The organism is Streptomyces sp. NPDC101178 (assembly GCF_044767965.1).
In the GTDB taxonomy this organism is placed as follows: Bacteria; Actinomycetota; Actinomycetes; order Streptomycetales; family Streptomycetaceae; genus Streptomyces.
This window is the reverse complement of the sequence record NZ_JBIWOZ010000003.1, coordinates 520,276-536,260: the sequence shown is the minus strand read 5'-3', so window position 1 is coordinate 536,260 and position 15,985 is coordinate 520,276. Positions and strand designations below refer to the sequence as shown.

Sequence of the window (15,985 nt, the reverse complement as noted above, 5' to 3'; positions counted from 1 at the left end):
CCTTGGGGGCGGCGGTGTCCGTTGTTGTTGACGTTCTCGACGATGGCGTGGGTGCACATCGCGGCCCCGCCTCCCGCCCGAGGGGCGGGGGGGCCGGCCGGGGGGCGGGCCCCCGGACCGGTCGGTGTGCACCGCGGTGGTCGGACGTGGTGTCGTCAGACCTCCTCGGTGCCACCGCTCTCCTCGTCGTCTGTCTTCTCTTCCTTGGCCGCCGCGGGCGTGGCGCCCGGCTGCGGCTCGGCGACGGCCACCCGCGCGGGGCGGATGGTGCGCTCGCCGATGCGATACCCCGGCTGGAGGATCGCCACGCAGGTCGTCTCGGTGACGTCCGGCGCGTAGCTGTGCATCAGGGCCTCGTGGATCGTCGGGTCGAAGGGCTCGCCCTCCTTGCCGAACTGCTGGAGGCCCAGCTTCGCGACGACCGTCTCCAGCGATTCGGCGACCGACTTGAAGCCGCCGAGCAGCTCGCCGTGCTCCCGTGCGCGGCCGACGTCGTCGAGTACGGGAAGGAGTTCGGACAGGAGGTTCGCGACGGCGATCTCCTTGACCGTGACCCGGTCCCGCTCCACGCGGCGGCGGTAGTTCTGGTATTCGGCCTGGAGCCGCTGGAGGTCCGCGGTGCGCTCGCCGAGCGCCGTACGGACCTGGTCCAGCTGGGCCGTCAGGCCAACGGTCGGATCGGTGTCCCCGGCCGGGGCCGCCGCCTCCTCCTCGGAGGGTGCGGCAGCCTTCGGCTCGGCGTCATCAGGGGTGGCGCCGGAGGGGACGTCGGGCTTCTCCTCGAAGCCCGGGGTCTCCTCGGTCACGCCGCACCGCCCTTGGTGTCCTTCTCGTCGTCCACGATCTCGGCGTCGACGACATCGTCATCGGCCTTGGCCTGGCCGTCGCCGCCCGGAGCCTCGGCACCCGGCGTCGCGCCCTCGGCCTGGGCGTTGGCGTACATCGCCTGGCCCAGCTTCTGGGAGACGGCGGCGACCTTCTCGGTGGCCGTACGGATCTCGGCGGTGTCCTCGCCCTTGAGCTTCTCCTTCAGCTCGCCGACAGCGGTCTCCACCTCCGTCTTGACGTCACCGGGGACCTTGTCCTCGTTGTCCTTGAGGAACTTCTCCGTCTGGTAGACGAGCTGCTCGCCCTGGTTGCGCGACTCGGCGGCCTCGCGGCGGGCGTGGTCCTCCTCCGCGTACTTCTCGGCCTCTTCGCGCATCCGGTTGACCTCGTCCTTCGGCAGTGAGGAGCCGCCGGTGACGGTCATCTTCTGCTCCTTGCCGGTGCCGAGGTCCTTGGCGGCGACGTGCATGATGCCGTTGGCGTCGATGTCGAAGGCGACCTCGATCTGCGGCACACCGCGCGGGGCCGGGGGCAGACCGGTCAGCTCGAACATCCCGAGCTTCTTGTTGTACGCCGCGATCTCGCGCTCGCCCTGGTAGACCTGGATCTGCACGGACGGCTGGTTGTCCTCGGCCGTCGTGAAGATCTCGGAACGCTTGGTCGGGATCGTGGTGTTGCGCTCGATGAGCTTGGTCATGATCCCTCCCTTGGTCTCGATGCCGAGGGAGAGCGGGGTGACGTCGAGGAGCAGGACGTCCTTGACCTCGCCCTTGAGGACACCGGCCTGGAGCGAGGCGCCGATGGCGACGACCTCGTCGGGGTTCACGCCCTTGTTGGCGTCCTGGCCACCGGTCAGCTCCTTGACGAGCTCGGCGACGGCCGGCATACGGGTGGAGCCACCGACGAGAACGACGTGGTCGATCTCGGAGAGCTGGATGCCCGCGTCCTTGATGACGTTGTGGAACGGGGTCTTGCAGCGGTCCAGGAGGTCCGAGGTCAGCTGCTGGAACTGCGAGCGCGTGAGCTTCTCGTCCAGGTGCAGCGGGCCCTCGGCGGACGCCGTGATGTAGGGCAGGTTGATCGTGGTCTCGGTCGAGGACGAGAGCTCGATCTTCGCCTTCTCCGCGGCCTCGCGGAGACGCTGGAGAGCCATCTTGTCCTTGGACAGGTCCACGCCGTGCCCGTTGGCGAACTGCTTCACCAGGTAGTCGACGACGCGCTGGTCCCAGTCGTCACCACCGAGGTGGTTGTCACCGTTGGTGGCCTTCACCTCGACGACGCCGTCGCCGATCTCCAGGAGCGACACGTCGAAGGTGCCGCCACCGAGGTCGAAGACGAGGATCGTCTGGTCGTCCTTGTCCAGGCCGTACGCCAGCGCGGCGGCGGTCGGCTCGTTGACGATGCGCAGGACGTTGAGGCCCGCGATCTCACCGGCCTCCTTGGTCGCCTGGCGCTCGGAGTCGTTGAAGTACGCCGGGACGGTGATGACCGCGTCGGTCACCTTCTCGCCCAGGTAGGACTCGGCGTCGCGCTTCAGCTTCTGCAGGATGAAGGCGCTCATCTGCTGCGGGTTGAAGCTCTTGCCGTCGAGGTCGATCTTCCAGTCCGTGCCCATGTGGCGCTTGACGGAGCGGATGGTCCTGTCGACGTTGGTGACCGCCTGGCGCTTGGCCACCTCGCCGACGAGCACCTCGCCGTTCTTGGCGAAGGCGACGACGGACGGCGTGGTCCTGGCGCCTTCGGCGTTGGTGATGACGGTGGGCTCGCCGCCTTCGAGAACGCTGACGACGGAGTTAGTCGTGCCCAGGTCGATGCCGACCGCACGTGCCATTTCAATTCCTCCAACTGACTACTTGAGTGGATCTGACTCAAGAATGCATGACACCGACGCAGGAGTCAACAGACCTGAGTCGACCTCACTCAACTTAGATGCGGATACACGTCACCATCGCGCCGCTCCCCCGCCCCACCATCCCACCGTGGGATCGTTCTGTCACAAAATGCCGCGAGACGGTCGCAAACGTCCTCGATCGGCTGGTACGGGCACACCATCAGGCACTCCATCGGACTCCGAACCCCGGGCGGGCGCGATGCGGAACGCGAGACAGCGGCGCGTGCGACAGAAGAACCAGAGGAAGAAGCAGCGGCAGAGGCAGCAGGGGCGGCACGAACAGCACAGCCGGAGGGAACAGCCTCCGTCCCGGGCCGAAGCCGTGGCCGCCCCCCGGCCACCCGCACCCGCGCCTTCACTGCCTCCGTACGCCACCGGGCCCGCCCCCCGAAGGCGCGCCCCGCACCCCACCGGCACCGCCCGAGGCCACTTCCCCTCCCGGCCCGCCGCACACCTGGCCGGCCTCACCGACCGGGCCGGTCACCTCGCGGACCGCCTCGCCCTCCGCGCGTCGCCCAAGAGGGTGCTGGACCTGACGCTCGGCACCGCCCTCCTGATCGCGACCGCCCCGGCCGTCGCCCTGGGGGCCCTCGTCCTCGCGCTCCGCCGGGGCCCCGGCGCCGTATGGGAGCGCAGTTCCCGTACGGGGCTCGGCGGCCGGGTCTTCACGCTGCGCACCCTGCGGACCCGCCGGTTCCGGCTCGGCCTGCTCTCCCGGCTGCCGCACGTCGTCCGGGGCGACCTCTCCCTCGTGGGACCGGCTCCGCTGGCTCCGGGCGATCCGCGCGCGGCGTGGCCCGGGGCCCGGCAGTGGCGGCAGGAGCTGCGGCCGGGACTGACCGGACCGGCGCAGGTGCGCGCCCGCTCCGGCATGCCGTGGGACGACCCCGCCCTGCTGGACCAGCACTACGCAGAGCACCATGGAGTGGTACTCGACCTGGCGATTCTCGCGGAAGCCGTACGCACCACCCTGCGGACGGCGCCCGGGAAGGCACGGTCAACCAAGGCACACCTGAGCGACACAGATCACCGCCCGCCCGGCTACAGCCGGGTGGACTAAGTGGATAGTGTCAGCACAGACTAATTAAGTTACTGCTTAGTAGTAGTGGGCAGTCGTAACTGGATCCCGCTCTCGCAGGCCCGAGGAGCCCCGAAATGCAACTCGCCGCGATCATCGTGTCGCTGGTGCTGACGGTCGTCGGCGTTGCGCTCATCACCCGAGCCGTCGCGCAGATCTACCGCTTCGTCCGTCTCGGACAGCCGGTACCAGCAGGCAGCCGCACCGACGACCCCAAGGCCCGCACGATCACGCTGGTCAAGGAGTTCCTCGGCCACACCCGGATGAACCGGTGGGGCATCGTCGGCTTCGCGCACTGGTTCGTCGCGATCGGCTTCCTGACGCTGCCGCCGACGCTGCTCCAGGCGTACGGACAGCTCTTCCAGGCGGACTGGGTGCTGCCGATCATCGGCACGTTCCTGCCGTTCGAGATGTACATCGAGTTCATCGGCCTGATGACGGTCGTCGGCATCGTCGCACTGATGGTGATCCGGCTGCTGAACCTGCCCTCCAGGGCCGGCCGCAAGTCACGCTTCGCCGGCTCGAAGGCCTGGCAGGCGTACTTCGTCGAGTACATCATCCTGATCATCGGCCTCGCGATCCTCACGCTGCGCGGCCTTGAGGGCGCGATCCACCACGTCGACAGCTACGACGCCGCGTACTTCGTGTCGTACCCACTGGTCCTCGCCTTCAAGGGGCTGAGCGTCAGCACGCTCCAGACGCTCATCTACTTCACCGCGATGATCAAGATCGGCACCTCGCTGATCTGGATGATCACGGTCTCGCTCAACACGAACATGGGTGTCGCCTGGCACCGCTTCCTCGGCTTCCCGAACATCTGGTTCAAGCGGAACGCCGACGGCGAGGTCGCGCTCGGCGCGCTCCAGCCGATGACGTCGGGCGGCAAGGAGATCGACTTCGAGGACCCGGGCGACGACGACACCTTCGGTGTCTCCCAGGTCGAGCAGTTCTCCTGGAAGGGCATCCTCGACTTCTCCACCTGCACCGAGTGCGGCCGCTGCCAGTCGCAGTGCCCCGCGTGGAACACCGGCAAGCCGCTCTCCCCGAAGCTCCTGATCATGTCGCTGCGCGACCACGCGCACGCCAAGGCCCCGTACCTGCTGGCCGGCGGCGGCAAGGACATGGAGGGCAACGAGAAGGCCACCGAGGAGCAGCTCAAGGACGTCCCCGCCTCCGCCCTCGCCGAGGCCGAGCGCCCGCTGATCGGCACCGCCGAGGAGAACGGCGTCATCGACCCGGACGTGCTGTGGTCCTGCACCACCTGCGGCGCCTGCGTCGAGCAGTGCCCGGTCGACATCGAGCACATCGACCACATCGTCGACATGCGCCGCTACCAGGTGATGATCGAGTCCGCGTTCCCGTCCGAGGCGGGCACGATGCTCAAGAACCTGGAGAAGAAGGGCAACCCCTGGGGGCTGGCCAAGAAGCAGCGCGTGGAGTGGACCAAGGAGGTCGACTTCGAGGTCCCGATCGTCGGCAAGGACGTCGAGGACCTCACCGAGGTCGACTACCTGTACTGGGTCGGCTGCGCCGGCGCCCTGGAGGACCGGGCCAAGAAGACCACCAAGGCCTTCGCGGAGCTGCTGCACATCGCGGGCGTCAAGTTCGCGATCATGGGCGGCGACGAGAAGTGCACCGGTGACTCCGCCCGCCGTCTCGGCAACGAGCCGCTGTTCCAGCAGCTCGGCCAGGAGAACGTGGCCATGCTGAACATGGCGTACGGCGAAGACGACGAGGACGCGTCGACGAAGAAGCCCAAGTCGTCGAAGAAGATCGTCGCGACCTGCCCGCACTGCTTCAACACGATCGCCAACGAGTACCCGCAGCTCGGCGGCGAGTACGAGGTCATCCACCACACGCAGCTGCTCCAGCACCTCATCGACGAGGGCAAGCTGATCCCGGTGACCCCGGTCGAGGGCCTGATCACGTACCACGACCCGTGCTACCTGGGCCGTCACAACAAGATCTACACCCCGCCGCGCGAGATCATCGCGAAGGTCCCCGGTCTGCGGAACGAGGAGATGCACCGCCACAAGGAGCGCGGCTTCTGCTGCGGCGCCGGTGGTGCCCGGATGTGGATGGAGGAGCGGATCGGCAAGCGCGTCAACAACGAGCGCGTCGACGAGGCCCTCGCCCTCAACCCGGACATCGTCTCGACGGCCTGCCCGTTCTGCCTGGTCATGCTGACCGACTCGGTCAACGGCAAGAAGAACGACGGCCAGGCCAAGGAGTCCATCCAGGTCGTGGACGTCTCGCAGCTCCTCCTGGAGTCCGTGAAGACGCCCGTCGACCCGACCGGCGACGCGGAGCAGGTGGACGCACCGGAGCCCGAACCGGCAAAGTGACGTAACGCATCGGCGTGGTGAGCGGCCGGACCTGCCTCGGGGGCAGGACCGGCCGCTCTTTCCGTGCCGGAGGCCGCGGGCGGAGCGTGTGATCCCGGACATGTACGCGCGGGCGCATCTGGAGCATCATGTGGCGGTGCCGGGACCGGACCCGCCACGAACGGCAGCCACACCACGAACACGTACGACGAACGGACGAGGGCCCGTGCGCACACGCATCACGCACCCGAAGGCAGCGGCGACGGCCACCACCAAGGCCGCAGCCGCCCTCGCCGGTCTGCTGCTCGTGCTCACGGCCTGCGACAGCTCCCCGGCCGCCGACCCGTCCGCCTCGGCCACCGACGCCAAGAACGGCGACACCGCCCCGGTCCCCCGCATCCCCGTCCCACGCGGCGAGGGCAGCCGTGTCCCGTACGACTTCAACGGCGACGGCCGCCCTGACCTGGTCATCAACGACCTGGTGAAGGCCCCGGAGGACCTGCACGGCGACGACGCGGGCATAGGCATCGTGTACGGCACCGAGGACAGCCCCCTGGACCCGGCCGCCCGCCAGCTGCTGAACGCGCGCGCCAACGCGGCGAAGTCCGGTGACACGCTGCCCGCCGCGTTCGACGCCGAGGCCGCCTGCGATCTGGACGGGGACGGCTTCACGGACCTGATCGTCTCCACCGACCCCCCGTACAACGGCGTCGGCGCCCCGCCCGTCCCGCTCCAGATCCTCTTCGGCTCACCGGACGGCCTGACCGGTAGGGCGGTCACCGTACGCATCCCGGCGCAGGCCCGGTTCGGCAACGAATGGCCCGAGCACCCGGTCTGCGGCGACTTCGACGGCGACGGCACCACCGACCTCGCCGTCACCGCGAGCGACGGCCGGATCTCCTTCCTGCGCTCCCCCTTCACCCGCACCGGAGCCCCGGCCGGCGCCGAGCTGCTGCCGGACGGCGCCCCGTACCTCTACGCCCCCGAGCCCCGGGCCGACACCGACGGCGACGGCTACGACGACCTGGTCGCCACCGCCCGTCCCCGTACGCCCGGCAAGGCAGCCAAGGGCACGCTGCTCCTGGGCTCGGCGGACGGCCCGGCGCGCCCCGGCGGCACGTACACCTTCCCGGCGGAGAACCTCCCGGAGGCCCCGCTCCGCACGAAGGGCGCCAAGGGCACCACCCGCACCACGTTCCTGGCCCGCGGCGACTTCGACGGCGACAGGAAGGCGAACGACACGGTGGTACGGACGTACCGAGGCGAACGCGAGGACCTGATCGCGCTGTACGCGGCGGGCAGCACGGACGATCCGGTCCTGACGTTCTCCACGACGCTGTTCCTCCCCTGAGCCGCCTCTCCGAGACCCCTGAAGTCCCCCACCCCGCGCCCCCTAGGGGATGTCACAGCTCGGCCGCAATGGCACACGGGTTCCCCGGGCCACACCCCCTGCCACCGGGGACCAGGTACGTTCGATGGGTGGCTGGATTCAGGATCGGACGCGGCCGGGACAACCGCACCCCGCAACAACCGCAGCAGCAGCGGCAGCAGCCGTACGGAGGGCAGGCACCACAGCCGCCGTACGGAGCTCAGCCGTGGCCGACGGCAGGAGGCGCGGCGCCCCCGCAGTACGGAGGAGCGCCGCAGGGCACCCCGTACAACAACGGCGGCGGCCATCCGGGCGACGGGTACGGCGGGCACGGGCAGGGCCCCAACGGGACGCGCGGCGGCCACGGCGAGCCGGAGTACTTCGGCGACCCCTACGCCGGCGGCCCCGCGCCCCACGACCCGTACGCCAACAACCCGGGTCACACGCAGGCGTTCAGCATCGACGACCCGTACGGCGACGGGAACACCTACCGCGCCGGCTCCGCCCCCGCCCAGCCCGCCGGCCCGCGGCTGCCGTGGAAGGCGCTGCTGACCGGCATCGTGACGCGCCCCGGCCCGACGTTCTGGCAGATGCGGGACTACGCGGTCTGGGGCCCGGCGCTGATCGTCACGTTCCTCTACGGCCTGCTCGCGCTGTTCGGCTTCGACCAGGCACGCGACGAGGCGATCAACGCGACGATCTCGACGGCGATCCCGTACGTCCTCTTCACCGGCGTCGGCTTCGTCATCGGCGGCCTGGTCCTCGGCGCGGTCACCAACGCCCTCGCCCGCCAGCTCGGCGGCACGGGCTCGTGGCAGCCGACGGTCGGCCTGTCGATGCTGATCATGTCGATCACCGACGCCCCGCGACTGCTCTTCGCCGTCTTCCTGGGCGGGGAGAACTCGCTGGTCCAGATCATGGGCTGGCTGACCTGGCTGGCGGCCGGCGCGCTGTTCACGTCGATGGTGAGCAAGTCGCACGACCTGCCGTGGCCGAAGGCGCTGGGCGCTTCGACGATCCAGCTGCTGGCGCTGCTGTCGATCATCAAGCTGGGCACGATCTGAGGCGCTGAGCGTGGGAAGGCCCCGGGTGCGTTCCGCACACCGGGGCCTTCCCGCGTACGTACGGCGCACTGCGCATACGTACTACGTACGTAGAGGGATCACGCGTCCAGAACCTGACCGTCCCGCCGAACGACGGGCTTCTCGACGCTCCAGGGGAAGTTGATCCACTCGTCGGTCTTCTTCCACACGTACTCGCACTTCACGAGGGAGTGGGACTTCTCGTAGATGACGGCGCTGCGGACCTCGGCGACGTGGTCGACGCAGAAGTCATGGACGAGCTTGAGGGTCTTGCCGGTGTCGGCGACGTCGTCCGCGATCAGGACCTTCTTCTGCGAGAAGTCGATCGCGTTGGGAACGGGCGCCAGCATGACGGGCATCTCCAGGGTGGTGCCGACCCCGGTGTAGAACTCCACGTTGACGAGGTGGATGTTCTTGCAGTCGAGGGCGTAGGCGAGCCCGCCGGCGACGAACACACCGCCGCGAGCGATGCTCAGCACCACGTCAGGCTCATAGCCGTCGTCGGCGACAGCCTGAGCCAACTCGCGCACGGCCCGCCCGAAGCCCTCGTAGGTAAGGTTTTCCCGCACGTCACTGGCCACGATTGATCACACCTGCGTCCGATGGAAGTTCTGGAACGACCGTGAGGCCGTGGGCCCCCGCTGCCCCTGGTACCGCGACTCGTACCGCTCGGAGCCGTAGGGGAACTCGGCGGACGAGGTCAGTTTGAACAGACACAGCTGCCCGATCTTCATCCCCGGCCAGAGCTTTATCGGCAGGGTCGCGAGGTTCGACAGCTCCAGGGTCACGTGCCCGGAGAACCCGGGGTCGATGAACCCGGCGGTCGAGTGCGTCACCAGACCGAGCCGCCCGAGCGAACTCTTCCCCTCCAGCCGCGAGGCCAGGTCGTCGGGGAGCGAGATCACCTCGTACGTGGACGCCAGCACGAACTCGCCGGGGTGCAGGATGAACGCCTCGTCACCCTCGGGCTCGACGGTCCGCGTGAGGTCGGGCTGCTCGACGGCCGGATCGATGTGCGGGTACCGGTGGTTCTCGAACACCCGGAAGTAGCGGTCCAGCCGCACGTCGATGCTCGACGGCTGCACCATCGAAGGGTCGTACGGATCGATACGGACTCGCCCGGCGTCGATCTCGGCCCGGATGTCCTTGTCTGAGAGAAGCACGCCCCGAGGATACGCAGAAGCCACGAGCCCGCCCCAACCGGACCGGCGCCCGTGCCTTCCGCCCTCACCTCTACCGCTTCTCGAACCCCACGGGAACGGCCTGCCGCAACCGGGCACACCGGGGACACCGGATCAACCGCCCCGGCCCGATCCGGTCGGCCCCGAGCTGCTGCATCGGGAACGACGAGGTAGCGAAAACGTGCCCTTCGGCACAGCGGACGACGGTGCGCTCCATCGACTCCATCAAGTCCCTTCCCCAACCACACATGGACGAGAAAGCCACATTAGGGGATGAACAGGACGCCACCACAAGCGGCACTCCGCCCGCTCACGCTACGCCCCCAACTCCCGCCCACCACAACCGCGTCCACCCCCGACCCCCGACACGCACCCGGCACACACCCCAGCGCGAACAGACCCCACGGCTCATCCGCCGGGGGTCTGGCATGGGGTACAGTGTGTGACGATGCAGCGCGGATCGTCAGCGCGCTTCGCGGGTGTAGTTTAATGGTAGAACATGAGCTTCCCAAGCTCAGAGCGCGAGTTCGATTCTCGTCACCCGCTCCACGACTGAGGCCCAGGTCATCGACCCGGGCCTTGTTTGTTGTCTGGACCACTTCAGGCGTCGCGTGCCCGTTCCGTGCCCGATCGCTGCTTGGCCTGCTCCTCCTGTGCCCGGAGCCGTGCGGCGCGCACGTGGGCGTCGATGCCGTCGGCCACCTCCTTCTGCCGCTCGGTGTCGGAGTGCTGATAGATCAGCGCGGCCCGCTCGGTGGACTGGCCGGCGCGCACCATCGTGTCCTTGAGGGTCGCCCCGGAGCGGGTCGAGAGGGTGTGCCCGGTGTGCCGGAGGTCGTAGAAGCGGAAGTTCTCCGGCAAGCCGACCTTGGCCCGCGCCTTGCGCCACTTCCGGCCGAAGGTGGAGCGGCGGAACGGCTTGCCCCTCTCCCCCACGAACAGCAACCCGTCCGGCGTCTTCTCGGCGTACCAGTCGAGATGGCGCTCCAAGTCGGTCCCCATGAACGCCGGCAGCACGAGGAAGCGCCGACCGGCCGCCGACTTGGTGTCTCCCGGAGCACGGCGGCCCGTGGTCAGCTCAGGTTCAGCCGTACGGACCCAGACCCCGACGTTCTCCAGGTCCACGTCCGGTCGACGCATCGCCGCCTGTTCCTCGGGCCGGGCCGGTCCGTACGCGGCGATGTAGACCATCAGCCGCCACCGGGGGCCCATCGCGTCGGCCAGGGCGTCGACCTGCGGGACGGTGGCCGTGGGGCGTTCCTCCGCCGACTCCTTGCCCGCGCCCTTGATCCGGCACGGGTTGCGGCGGATCAGCTCATCGTCCACAGCGGTCTCCATGATGGCCTTGAGGAGCCGGTACGACTTGGCCACCGTTGTCGGTGCCTCCGTCGCTTTCAGCCTCTCGGTGCGCCATGTCCGGACGGAGGGCGGCGTGATCTTGTCGAGGTCGACCCCGTCGAAGGTCGGCAGGAGGTGCAGCCGGAGCAGGCGGCGATACAGCTCGTCCGTCGTCGCGGCGAGGTCACGCTCCTCCACCCACCGCAGGGCGTACTCACCGAAGTTCGCCTTGCCGGCGTCAGGGTCGCGCCAGTCCCCTGACCGGACCTCGCTCTGCCGGTCGGCAAGCCAGTCGTCAGCGTCCCGCTTGGTCCGGAACGTCTCGGGCGCCGGGCGGTCGATGCCGTCCGGCCCCAGGTAGCGAGCCTGGTACCGGCCCGAGGGGAGCTTGCGCACGCGGCCGAACTGCCGCTTCTTGCCCGCCATCAGGCGACACCCCGCAGACGACGCGCGGGCGTGACCGTGTGGGCGGCCACGAACGCCTCCACCACGTGCTCCGCGATCCGGACGTGACGGCCCACCTTCACGTATTCGATGCGCCTTTCCGCGATCAGCCGGCGCGGGAATCGAGCGGTAGTGCCGAGCAGTTCGGCAACCTGCTCAACGGTCAGCAGCCTGTTCGTCATGATCAGCATTCCCCTGTCTCTTCGAGTTCGGCGCGGTGTTCGCGGGCGGTTTCGCGGTTGTGCTGGATGTCGCGGTGGATGTTGGCGGCGAGCCAGGATTCGCCGGGGGTGTGGCCGTTGCCGGCGTAGGTCCAGTGCGCGAGCGTGAGCGTGGTGGCTTCGGGGTGGTCGTCGGGGTCGGGGAGGCCGAGGGCGGCGCGTTGCTCGGCGGCGCGGTAGTCGGCGCGGACCTGGCGGAGGGCGCCGAGGGTGGTGGAGTAGGCGCGGGACTTGGTGGAGAAGTGGCCGCGGAAGCCGAGCATGTGGGCCCAGTCGCGGAGCTTGCGTTCCGGGTAGGCGTGATGCAGGTCCAGGCACGCCTCGATCAGCCGCCGGGGGTGTTCCGGCACGTCGAGCAGCACCAGGGCTTCCTTGTTGCCGACCCGGTGGTCGACGGTCCCGGTGGTCTCGGCGGCTTTGGTGGCGTACTTGGCGACGTAGGAGGCGACGGCCTGTTCGGTGAGGTCTTCGCCGTTGCCGAACGCGCCGATGGGCTGCACGTCGAGCTGCGTGCCCCACCGCAGCGTCCACCCCTCGTGGATTCCGGCTTCCGGGTTGGCCGGCACGTCGACTTCGACGCGGGTGGCGGCGGCGCGGATCGCGTCGTCCAGCAGGTCGAGGGTGGCCCAGGCCGGGGGCGGGGTGTCCGGGCCGTCAGGTCCGTCGAAGCGGATCACGGCGTGGAAGTGCACGGCCCCTCGCTTCTGGTACTCCGCGACCTTCCCGAAGGAGACTTTGGACTGTTCGCGGGCGGCTTTCTGGGTGAGCCCGGCTCGCTTGGCGATTTCGCGGCGGAGGTAGATCGTGAAGTAGCGCCAGAGGTCGGAGGCGTGGTTGTTCCACAGCACCGCCCCCGCATAGTCGTAGGTGTCCGGATCGAGCGGCGTGCCCAACTCCGGTGCGTCCTCCGGGTGCCGAACCCCGCAGCGGCAGGTGCGGTTGCCGGGCCGGTTGTGGACCGGGCCGAACGACGGGGCCGTCAGCGTCGCGAAGACACGCGGGTGGTCCCTGATGGTGGTCGGGGTGCCTTTGTCGGGGTCTCCGGTGAGGCCGGCGCGGATGAGGTGGTAGGTGTCGCCGGCGTAGGTCCAGGCGCAGGCGGGGCAGCGGGAGGCGCGGCGGTTGCCGCAGGCGATCCGGAGGCGTCCACCCGGTTCGGTGTCGGTCGAGTAGTGGTGCAGCAGGGCGCCGGTTGCCCGGTCGATGGTCTTGGTTGCTCCGGTGAGGTGGATGGGCTGGGAGCAGCCGCCGGTGCGTCGGAGTTGTTCGGTGAGGCGGTCGAAGCCGGGAGACCCGGCCACCCGGAGCAGATCGCCCAGGGTGGCCGGGTCCAGGCCCGCCGCAGTGGCGGTGGTGCTCACGCGGCCACCTCCAGCGCTGCGGTGAGCAGGGGGCGCAGGGCGGCGGTGGCGAGCAGGGGCGGAACGGCATTGCCGATCTGCTCGAACTGCTTGGTGCGGGAGCCGGCCCACGGGTAGTCGGCAGGGAATGATTGGAGAACCGCTGCTTCTGCCAGTGCGAGGTTGCGCTCCTCGACTCCGTCCCTCACCCACTTGCATCGGTTCGCTGAGCCGGTGATGGTGAAAGAGGGCTCGCTGATCGCACGCTCGAACCGTGCGATGCCATTGCCTGCGGAGCGGCCGGCGGGCAGCTTCCAGCCTTGCCCCGAGCGGAGTTTCCAGGAGCGGCTTCGACCGGTGAGCGCGTTACTCGGGGCGTCGGCGGAGAACTCGTTGCCTCCGGCTGCTCGGCCCCTCTTGTCCGTGGGGCGGTCGCCACGGGTGTTGACCTTGACCCCGGGCGGTAGATCCAGCGCGTCGGCCATGGACACCCACGGGCTGAGGCACACACCGAACAAGTCGAGCTGCGGCACGTCGGTGTGTGTGGGTTCCGGAGACAGGGCCGGGCGTGTGCGAGAGGCGAGCAGGAAGGCGCGGCGGCGCGTCTGGGGCAGGCCGAAGTCAGCGCTGTTGAGGACACCGACCCACGTCGAGTATCCGACCCTGTGCAGGAGGTGGGCGGTGTGCTCGAACAGAGGCACCGCGGCCGGGACTTCCTCCAGGGCGATCCACTCGGGGCGCAGGTCGAGGGCGTAGCGCAGGGGCTCCACGACGAGCAGGGAGCGCGGGTCGGCGCAGGCGGCGCGCAGGGTGGCGCGGGCGTCGTTCCCGCGAGCGATGTCGTCGAGGGCCTGGTGGCACAGGTCCATGTCGTCATCTCCGGCGCGCAGTCCGGCGATGCTGAAGGTCTGGCAGGGCGGGGAGGCGATCAGCCCGGAAACCTTCCCTCGGAGCGGTGCTGTGGGGTACGTGGCGACATCGGCACGGATCGTGGTGTGTCCGGCGGCGGCGCGAGTGGCACAGGCCGCCGGGTCGATCTCGATGCCGATCTCCCGGATACCGAGAGCGCGTAATCCCTGGGACCAGCCGCCAGGGCCGGCGAAGAGGTCCAGGACCCGGCGCATGGCGGTCACCGTCCCGTCCGGTTGTGGGCGGCACCGTGGTTCGCGGTGTAGCCCTCGACCAGGGCCTTGACCTGGCTGTCGCCCGTGGCGGTGGCCGAGGCACCGCAGTGGCAGACGGCCGAGCCGGTGGCCGGGGCGTTCGGGGACGGCTTGCTGACGTGGAGGCCTGGGCGGTCCGGGGTGGGGGTCAGATCGGCCACGGCGCTCACGCCCCGATTCGGGTGTGGGCGCGAGCGGTGGTGGTGTGGCCGGTGCCGTGGCAGGCCGGGCAGTTCGCGGTGATGGTCTGCCGCTGCCCGTCGGGGGTGGTCTGGCCGGTGGTGATGGCGACGGTGGGAAAGCCGTCGCAGTGGCCGCAAATCGGCCGGGGCAGGGTGTGCTGGGGCATGATGGGATCTCCCTTTCGGGTCCGATGGATCTGGAAGTGGTGGGCACCCGGGGCGGCGGAAACTTGGCGGTGGAAGCCGCCCCGGGGGCCGGTTAGCGGTTGTTCGGGCTGTTGAGCAGCGAGCGCAGGATCACGGCGCACACGGCGACCGAGGCAGCGGTGATCGCGGTGGCCAGCAGCATGGAGACCAGGACCGTCCCGACGACCAGGACCACGGCGGTCCCGCCGGCGGCGGCGACGAGCAGCGAGCCCGGGGTGAACTGAACGGCCGGCCGGTTCGGCGGAGCCACCGGGACCGGTGCCGGTGCCGGGGCGGTCGGGGTGTGGTGGCAGGTGCAGGCCGGGGGGTGCACGAGGCCGGTGAGCGGCGGGACCAGGGAAGTCCCCGGGGTGGGGGCGGTGTCGGGCGGCGGAATCTTCGGGGTGAACACAGTTGGGCCTCCTTGTCAGGGGTTGCAGCGGTGGGTGCGGGCGGCGAGTTCGGCGGCGGCGCGGCCGTGGTAGTCGGCGGAGAAGTCGCAGCGGGGTGCGGTGCAGGCGGCGACGTGCTTGGTGCGGCCCCGGCCGTCGTAGTAGGTGCCGACCTGGACGGGGCCGAAGCGGACCACGTTCGTGAAGCGGTTCGGACGTGCCATAACGTGAACCTCCCTGTGCGTTAGGCGAGTTGGGCGGTGATGGCGTCGGCGAGGGATGCGGGGACGCCGAGGCGGGCGCGCAGGGTGGCCGCGTCGATCCGGTCACCGGTCGTGGCGTGGTGGGCGTCGGCCAACTTCCGGGCGTGGTCGAGCAGAGCCGGCGGAACAGCGGCCGAGGCAGGGGCCGGAACAGGCACCGGGGCGGGGTCGGCGGCCGGGGCCGGCGGGAGTTCCGGAGTCGGTTCGGGAGCCCGTTCCACCGTCACGTCCGGGACCGGCTCAGCGGCCGGGGCAACCGGCGGTGCGGCAGCGGGCGCGGGGGTCGGTTCGGCGGGCGCGGTGGTCGGAGCGTGGACGAGGAGGGTGCCGCCGAGGAAGGCGAGGGCGGGCCAGCCGGCGACGAGGATGCGCAGCCAGGCCGGAACGTCGTTGAGGTTGAGGAGTCCGGCGGTGGCGACGTTCGCACCCAATGAGGCGGCGAGGGCGATGACGAACCAAGCCCAGGCGGCACGGTTGTCGGCGGTGGTGCGCATGCGCCGCCAGGCCGCGACCAGCAGGAGGTCCACGCTGACGGGGTAGGCCCAGGCCTTCCAGCCGTCCTGCCCGGCCGCTTCGGCCAGGTCATGCAGGTGCGCGAAGGACAGAGCACCGGCGATCACAGCCTGGACGAGTACGGCGTCAATGCGGATGCGGGACACAGGGGTTCACCTCCTTTCAGGGGTGGGCCGGTGCCGGGCGGGGA

Annotated in this window: 17 protein-coding genes and 1 tRNA gene; 5 read left to right on the top strand and 13 right to left on the bottom strand. The window is 69.8% G+C overall.

Annotation, left to right across the window (positions count from 1 at the left end; translation table 11 throughout):
- Window positions 1-155: 155 nt before the first annotated feature.
- Together grpE and dnaK are read right to left on the bottom strand one after the other, a co-directional pair.
- Entirely contained in the window at window positions 156-806 is a 651-nt protein-coding gene (gene grpE, locus ACIRR8_RS10890; protein ID WP_404061846.1) for a nucleotide exchange factor GrpE, read from the bottom strand.
- Window positions 803-2,659 carry a molecular chaperone DnaK gene (dnaK, locus tag ACIRR8_RS10885; RefSeq protein ID WP_356756035.1) on the bottom strand — a complete coding sequence of 619 codons (1,857 nt, stop codon included), beginning with the start codon at window positions 2,657-2,659 and terminating at the stop codon, window positions 803-805. Before dnaK ends, grpE begins: the two co-directional genes overlap by 4 nt.
- A gap of 514 nt (window positions 2,660-3,173) precedes the next feature.
- Here dnaK and ACIRR8_RS10880 point away from each other — a divergent pair.
- The 4 genes from ACIRR8_RS10880 (at window position 3,174) to ACIRR8_RS10865 (ending at window position 8,554) form a co-directional block, all read left to right on the top strand.
- Window positions 3,174-3,779, top strand: coding sequence for a sugar transferase (locus tag ACIRR8_RS10880; protein WP_404062566.1), 606 nt, complete (start codon window positions 3,174-3,176; stop codon window positions 3,777-3,779).
- Between the two features lie 95 nt (window positions 3,780-3,874).
- A complete protein-coding gene (locus ACIRR8_RS10875; protein ID WP_404061843.1) occupies window positions 3,875-6,142 on the top strand; it encodes a heterodisulfide reductase-related iron-sulfur binding cluster in 2,268 nt (755 codons plus the stop codon).
- Window positions 6,143-6,347: 205 nt separating this feature from the next.
- Window positions 6,348-7,472, top strand: coding sequence for an FG-GAP repeat domain-containing protein (locus ACIRR8_RS10870; protein WP_404061840.1), 1,125 nt, complete (start codon window positions 6,348-6,350; stop codon window positions 7,470-7,472).
- A 128-nt stretch (window positions 7,473-7,600) separates the two neighbouring features.
- On the top strand, window positions 7,601-8,554 hold the full coding sequence (locus ACIRR8_RS10865; protein ID WP_404061837.1) for a Yip1 family protein: 954 nt from the start codon (window positions 7,601-7,603) through the stop codon (window positions 8,552-8,554).
- A 98-nt stretch (window positions 8,555-8,652) separates the two neighbouring features.
- On the opposite strand, the gene ACIRR8_RS10860 is transcribed toward ACIRR8_RS10865, so the two are convergent.
- Window positions 8,653-9,153, bottom strand: coding sequence for a phosphoribosyltransferase (locus ACIRR8_RS10860; protein WP_404061834.1), 501 nt, complete (start codon window positions 9,151-9,153; stop codon window positions 8,653-8,655).
- Window positions 9,154-9,159: 6 nt separating this feature from the next.
- Complete coding sequence (dcd, locus tag ACIRR8_RS10855; protein ID WP_003967584.1) at window positions 9,160-9,735, bottom strand: dCTP deaminase; 576 nt, start codon at window positions 9,733-9,735, stop codon at window positions 9,160-9,162.
- 493 nt (window positions 9,736-10,228) lie between these two features.
- On the opposite strand from dcd, the gene ACIRR8_RS10850 reads away from it, so the two are divergent.
- A tRNA-Gly gene (locus ACIRR8_RS10850) sits at window positions 10,229-10,302 on the top strand.
- Window positions 10,303-10,353: 51 nt separating this feature from the next.
- On the opposite strand, the gene ACIRR8_RS10845 is transcribed toward ACIRR8_RS10850, so the two are convergent.
- The 9 genes from ACIRR8_RS10845 to ACIRR8_RS10805 form a co-directional block, all read right to left on the bottom strand.
- Complete coding sequence (locus ACIRR8_RS10845; RefSeq protein WP_404061831.1) at window positions 10,354-11,517, bottom strand: tyrosine-type recombinase/integrase; 1,164 nt, start codon at window positions 11,515-11,517, stop codon at window positions 10,354-10,356.
- The gene (locus tag ACIRR8_RS10840; RefSeq protein WP_030701141.1) at window positions 11,517-11,717 is read right to left on the bottom strand and encodes an excisionase family DNA-binding protein; all 201 of its coding nucleotides are present in this window, start codon (window positions 11,715-11,717) and stop codon (window positions 11,517-11,519) included. The genes ACIRR8_RS10845 and ACIRR8_RS10840 overlap by 1 nt, the downstream gene beginning before the upstream one ends.
- A gap of 2 nt (window positions 11,718-11,719) precedes the next feature.
- Window positions 11,720-13,117, bottom strand: coding sequence for a replication initiator protein RepSA (repSA, locus tag ACIRR8_RS10835; protein WP_404061828.1), 1,398 nt, complete (start codon window positions 13,115-13,117; stop codon window positions 11,720-11,722).
- Window positions 13,114-14,220 carry a DNA cytosine methyltransferase gene (locus ACIRR8_RS10830; protein WP_404062563.1) on the bottom strand — a complete coding sequence of 369 codons (1,107 nt, stop codon included), beginning with the start codon at window positions 14,218-14,220 and terminating at the stop codon, window positions 13,114-13,116. The genes repSA and ACIRR8_RS10830 overlap by 4 nt, the downstream gene beginning before the upstream one ends.
- Window positions 14,221-14,225: 5 nt before the next feature.
- Window positions 14,226-14,420, bottom strand: coding sequence for a hypothetical protein (locus ACIRR8_RS10825; RefSeq protein WP_367503777.1), 195 nt, complete (start codon window positions 14,418-14,420; stop codon window positions 14,226-14,228).
- Between the two features lie 5 nt (window positions 14,421-14,425).
- Window positions 14,426-14,608, bottom strand: a complete 183-nt coding sequence (locus ACIRR8_RS10820; RefSeq protein ID WP_404061825.1) for a hypothetical protein — start codon at window positions 14,606-14,608, stop codon at window positions 14,426-14,428.
- Window positions 14,609-14,700: 92 nt separating this feature from the next.
- Window positions 14,701-15,039, bottom strand: coding sequence for a SpdD protein (locus ACIRR8_RS10815; protein WP_404061822.1), 339 nt, complete (start codon window positions 15,037-15,039; stop codon window positions 14,701-14,703).
- Between the two features lie 15 nt (window positions 15,040-15,054).
- Window positions 15,055-15,243: a mobile element transfer protein gene (locus tag ACIRR8_RS10810; RefSeq protein ID WP_366383136.1), complete on the bottom strand. Its 189-nt coding sequence runs from the start codon at window positions 15,241-15,243 to the stop codon at window positions 15,055-15,057.
- A 20-nt stretch (window positions 15,244-15,263) separates the two neighbouring features.
- Complete coding sequence (locus ACIRR8_RS10805; RefSeq protein WP_404061819.1) at window positions 15,264-15,941, bottom strand: DUF2637 domain-containing protein; 678 nt, start codon at window positions 15,939-15,941, stop codon at window positions 15,264-15,266.
- Between the last annotated feature and the right edge of the window lie 44 nt (window positions 15,942-15,985).

What these genes read in the sequence shown, in the direction of transcription:
- dnaK (WP_356756035.1), bottom strand. Translation starts at nt 2,659, where the DNA reads ATGGCACGTGCGGTCGGCATCGACCTGGGCACGACTAACTCCGTCGTC.
- ACIRR8_RS10875 (WP_404061843.1), top strand. Translation starts at nt 3,875, where the DNA reads ATGCAACTCGCCGCGATCATCGTGTCGCTGGTGCTGACGGTCGTCGGC.
- ACIRR8_RS10845 (WP_404061831.1), bottom strand. Translation starts at nt 11,517, where the DNA reads ATGGCGGGCAAGAAGCGGCAGTTCGGCCGCGTGCGCAAGCTCCCCTCG.
- ACIRR8_RS10840 (WP_030701141.1), bottom strand. Translation starts at nt 11,717, where the DNA reads ATGACGAACAGGCTGCTGACCGTTGAGCAGGTTGCCGAACTGCTCGGC.
- ACIRR8_RS10830 (WP_404062563.1), bottom strand. Translation starts at nt 14,220, where the DNA reads ATGCGCCGGGTCCTGGACCTCTTCGCCGGCCCTGGCGGCTGGTCCCAG.
- ACIRR8_RS10820 (WP_404061825.1), bottom strand. Translation starts at nt 14,608, where the DNA reads ATGCCCCAGCACACCCTGCCCCGGCCGATTTGCGGCCACTGCGACGGC.
- ACIRR8_RS10810 (WP_366383136.1), bottom strand. Translation starts at nt 15,243, where the DNA reads ATGGCACGTCCGAACCGCTTCACGAACGTGGTCCGCTTCGGCCCCGTC.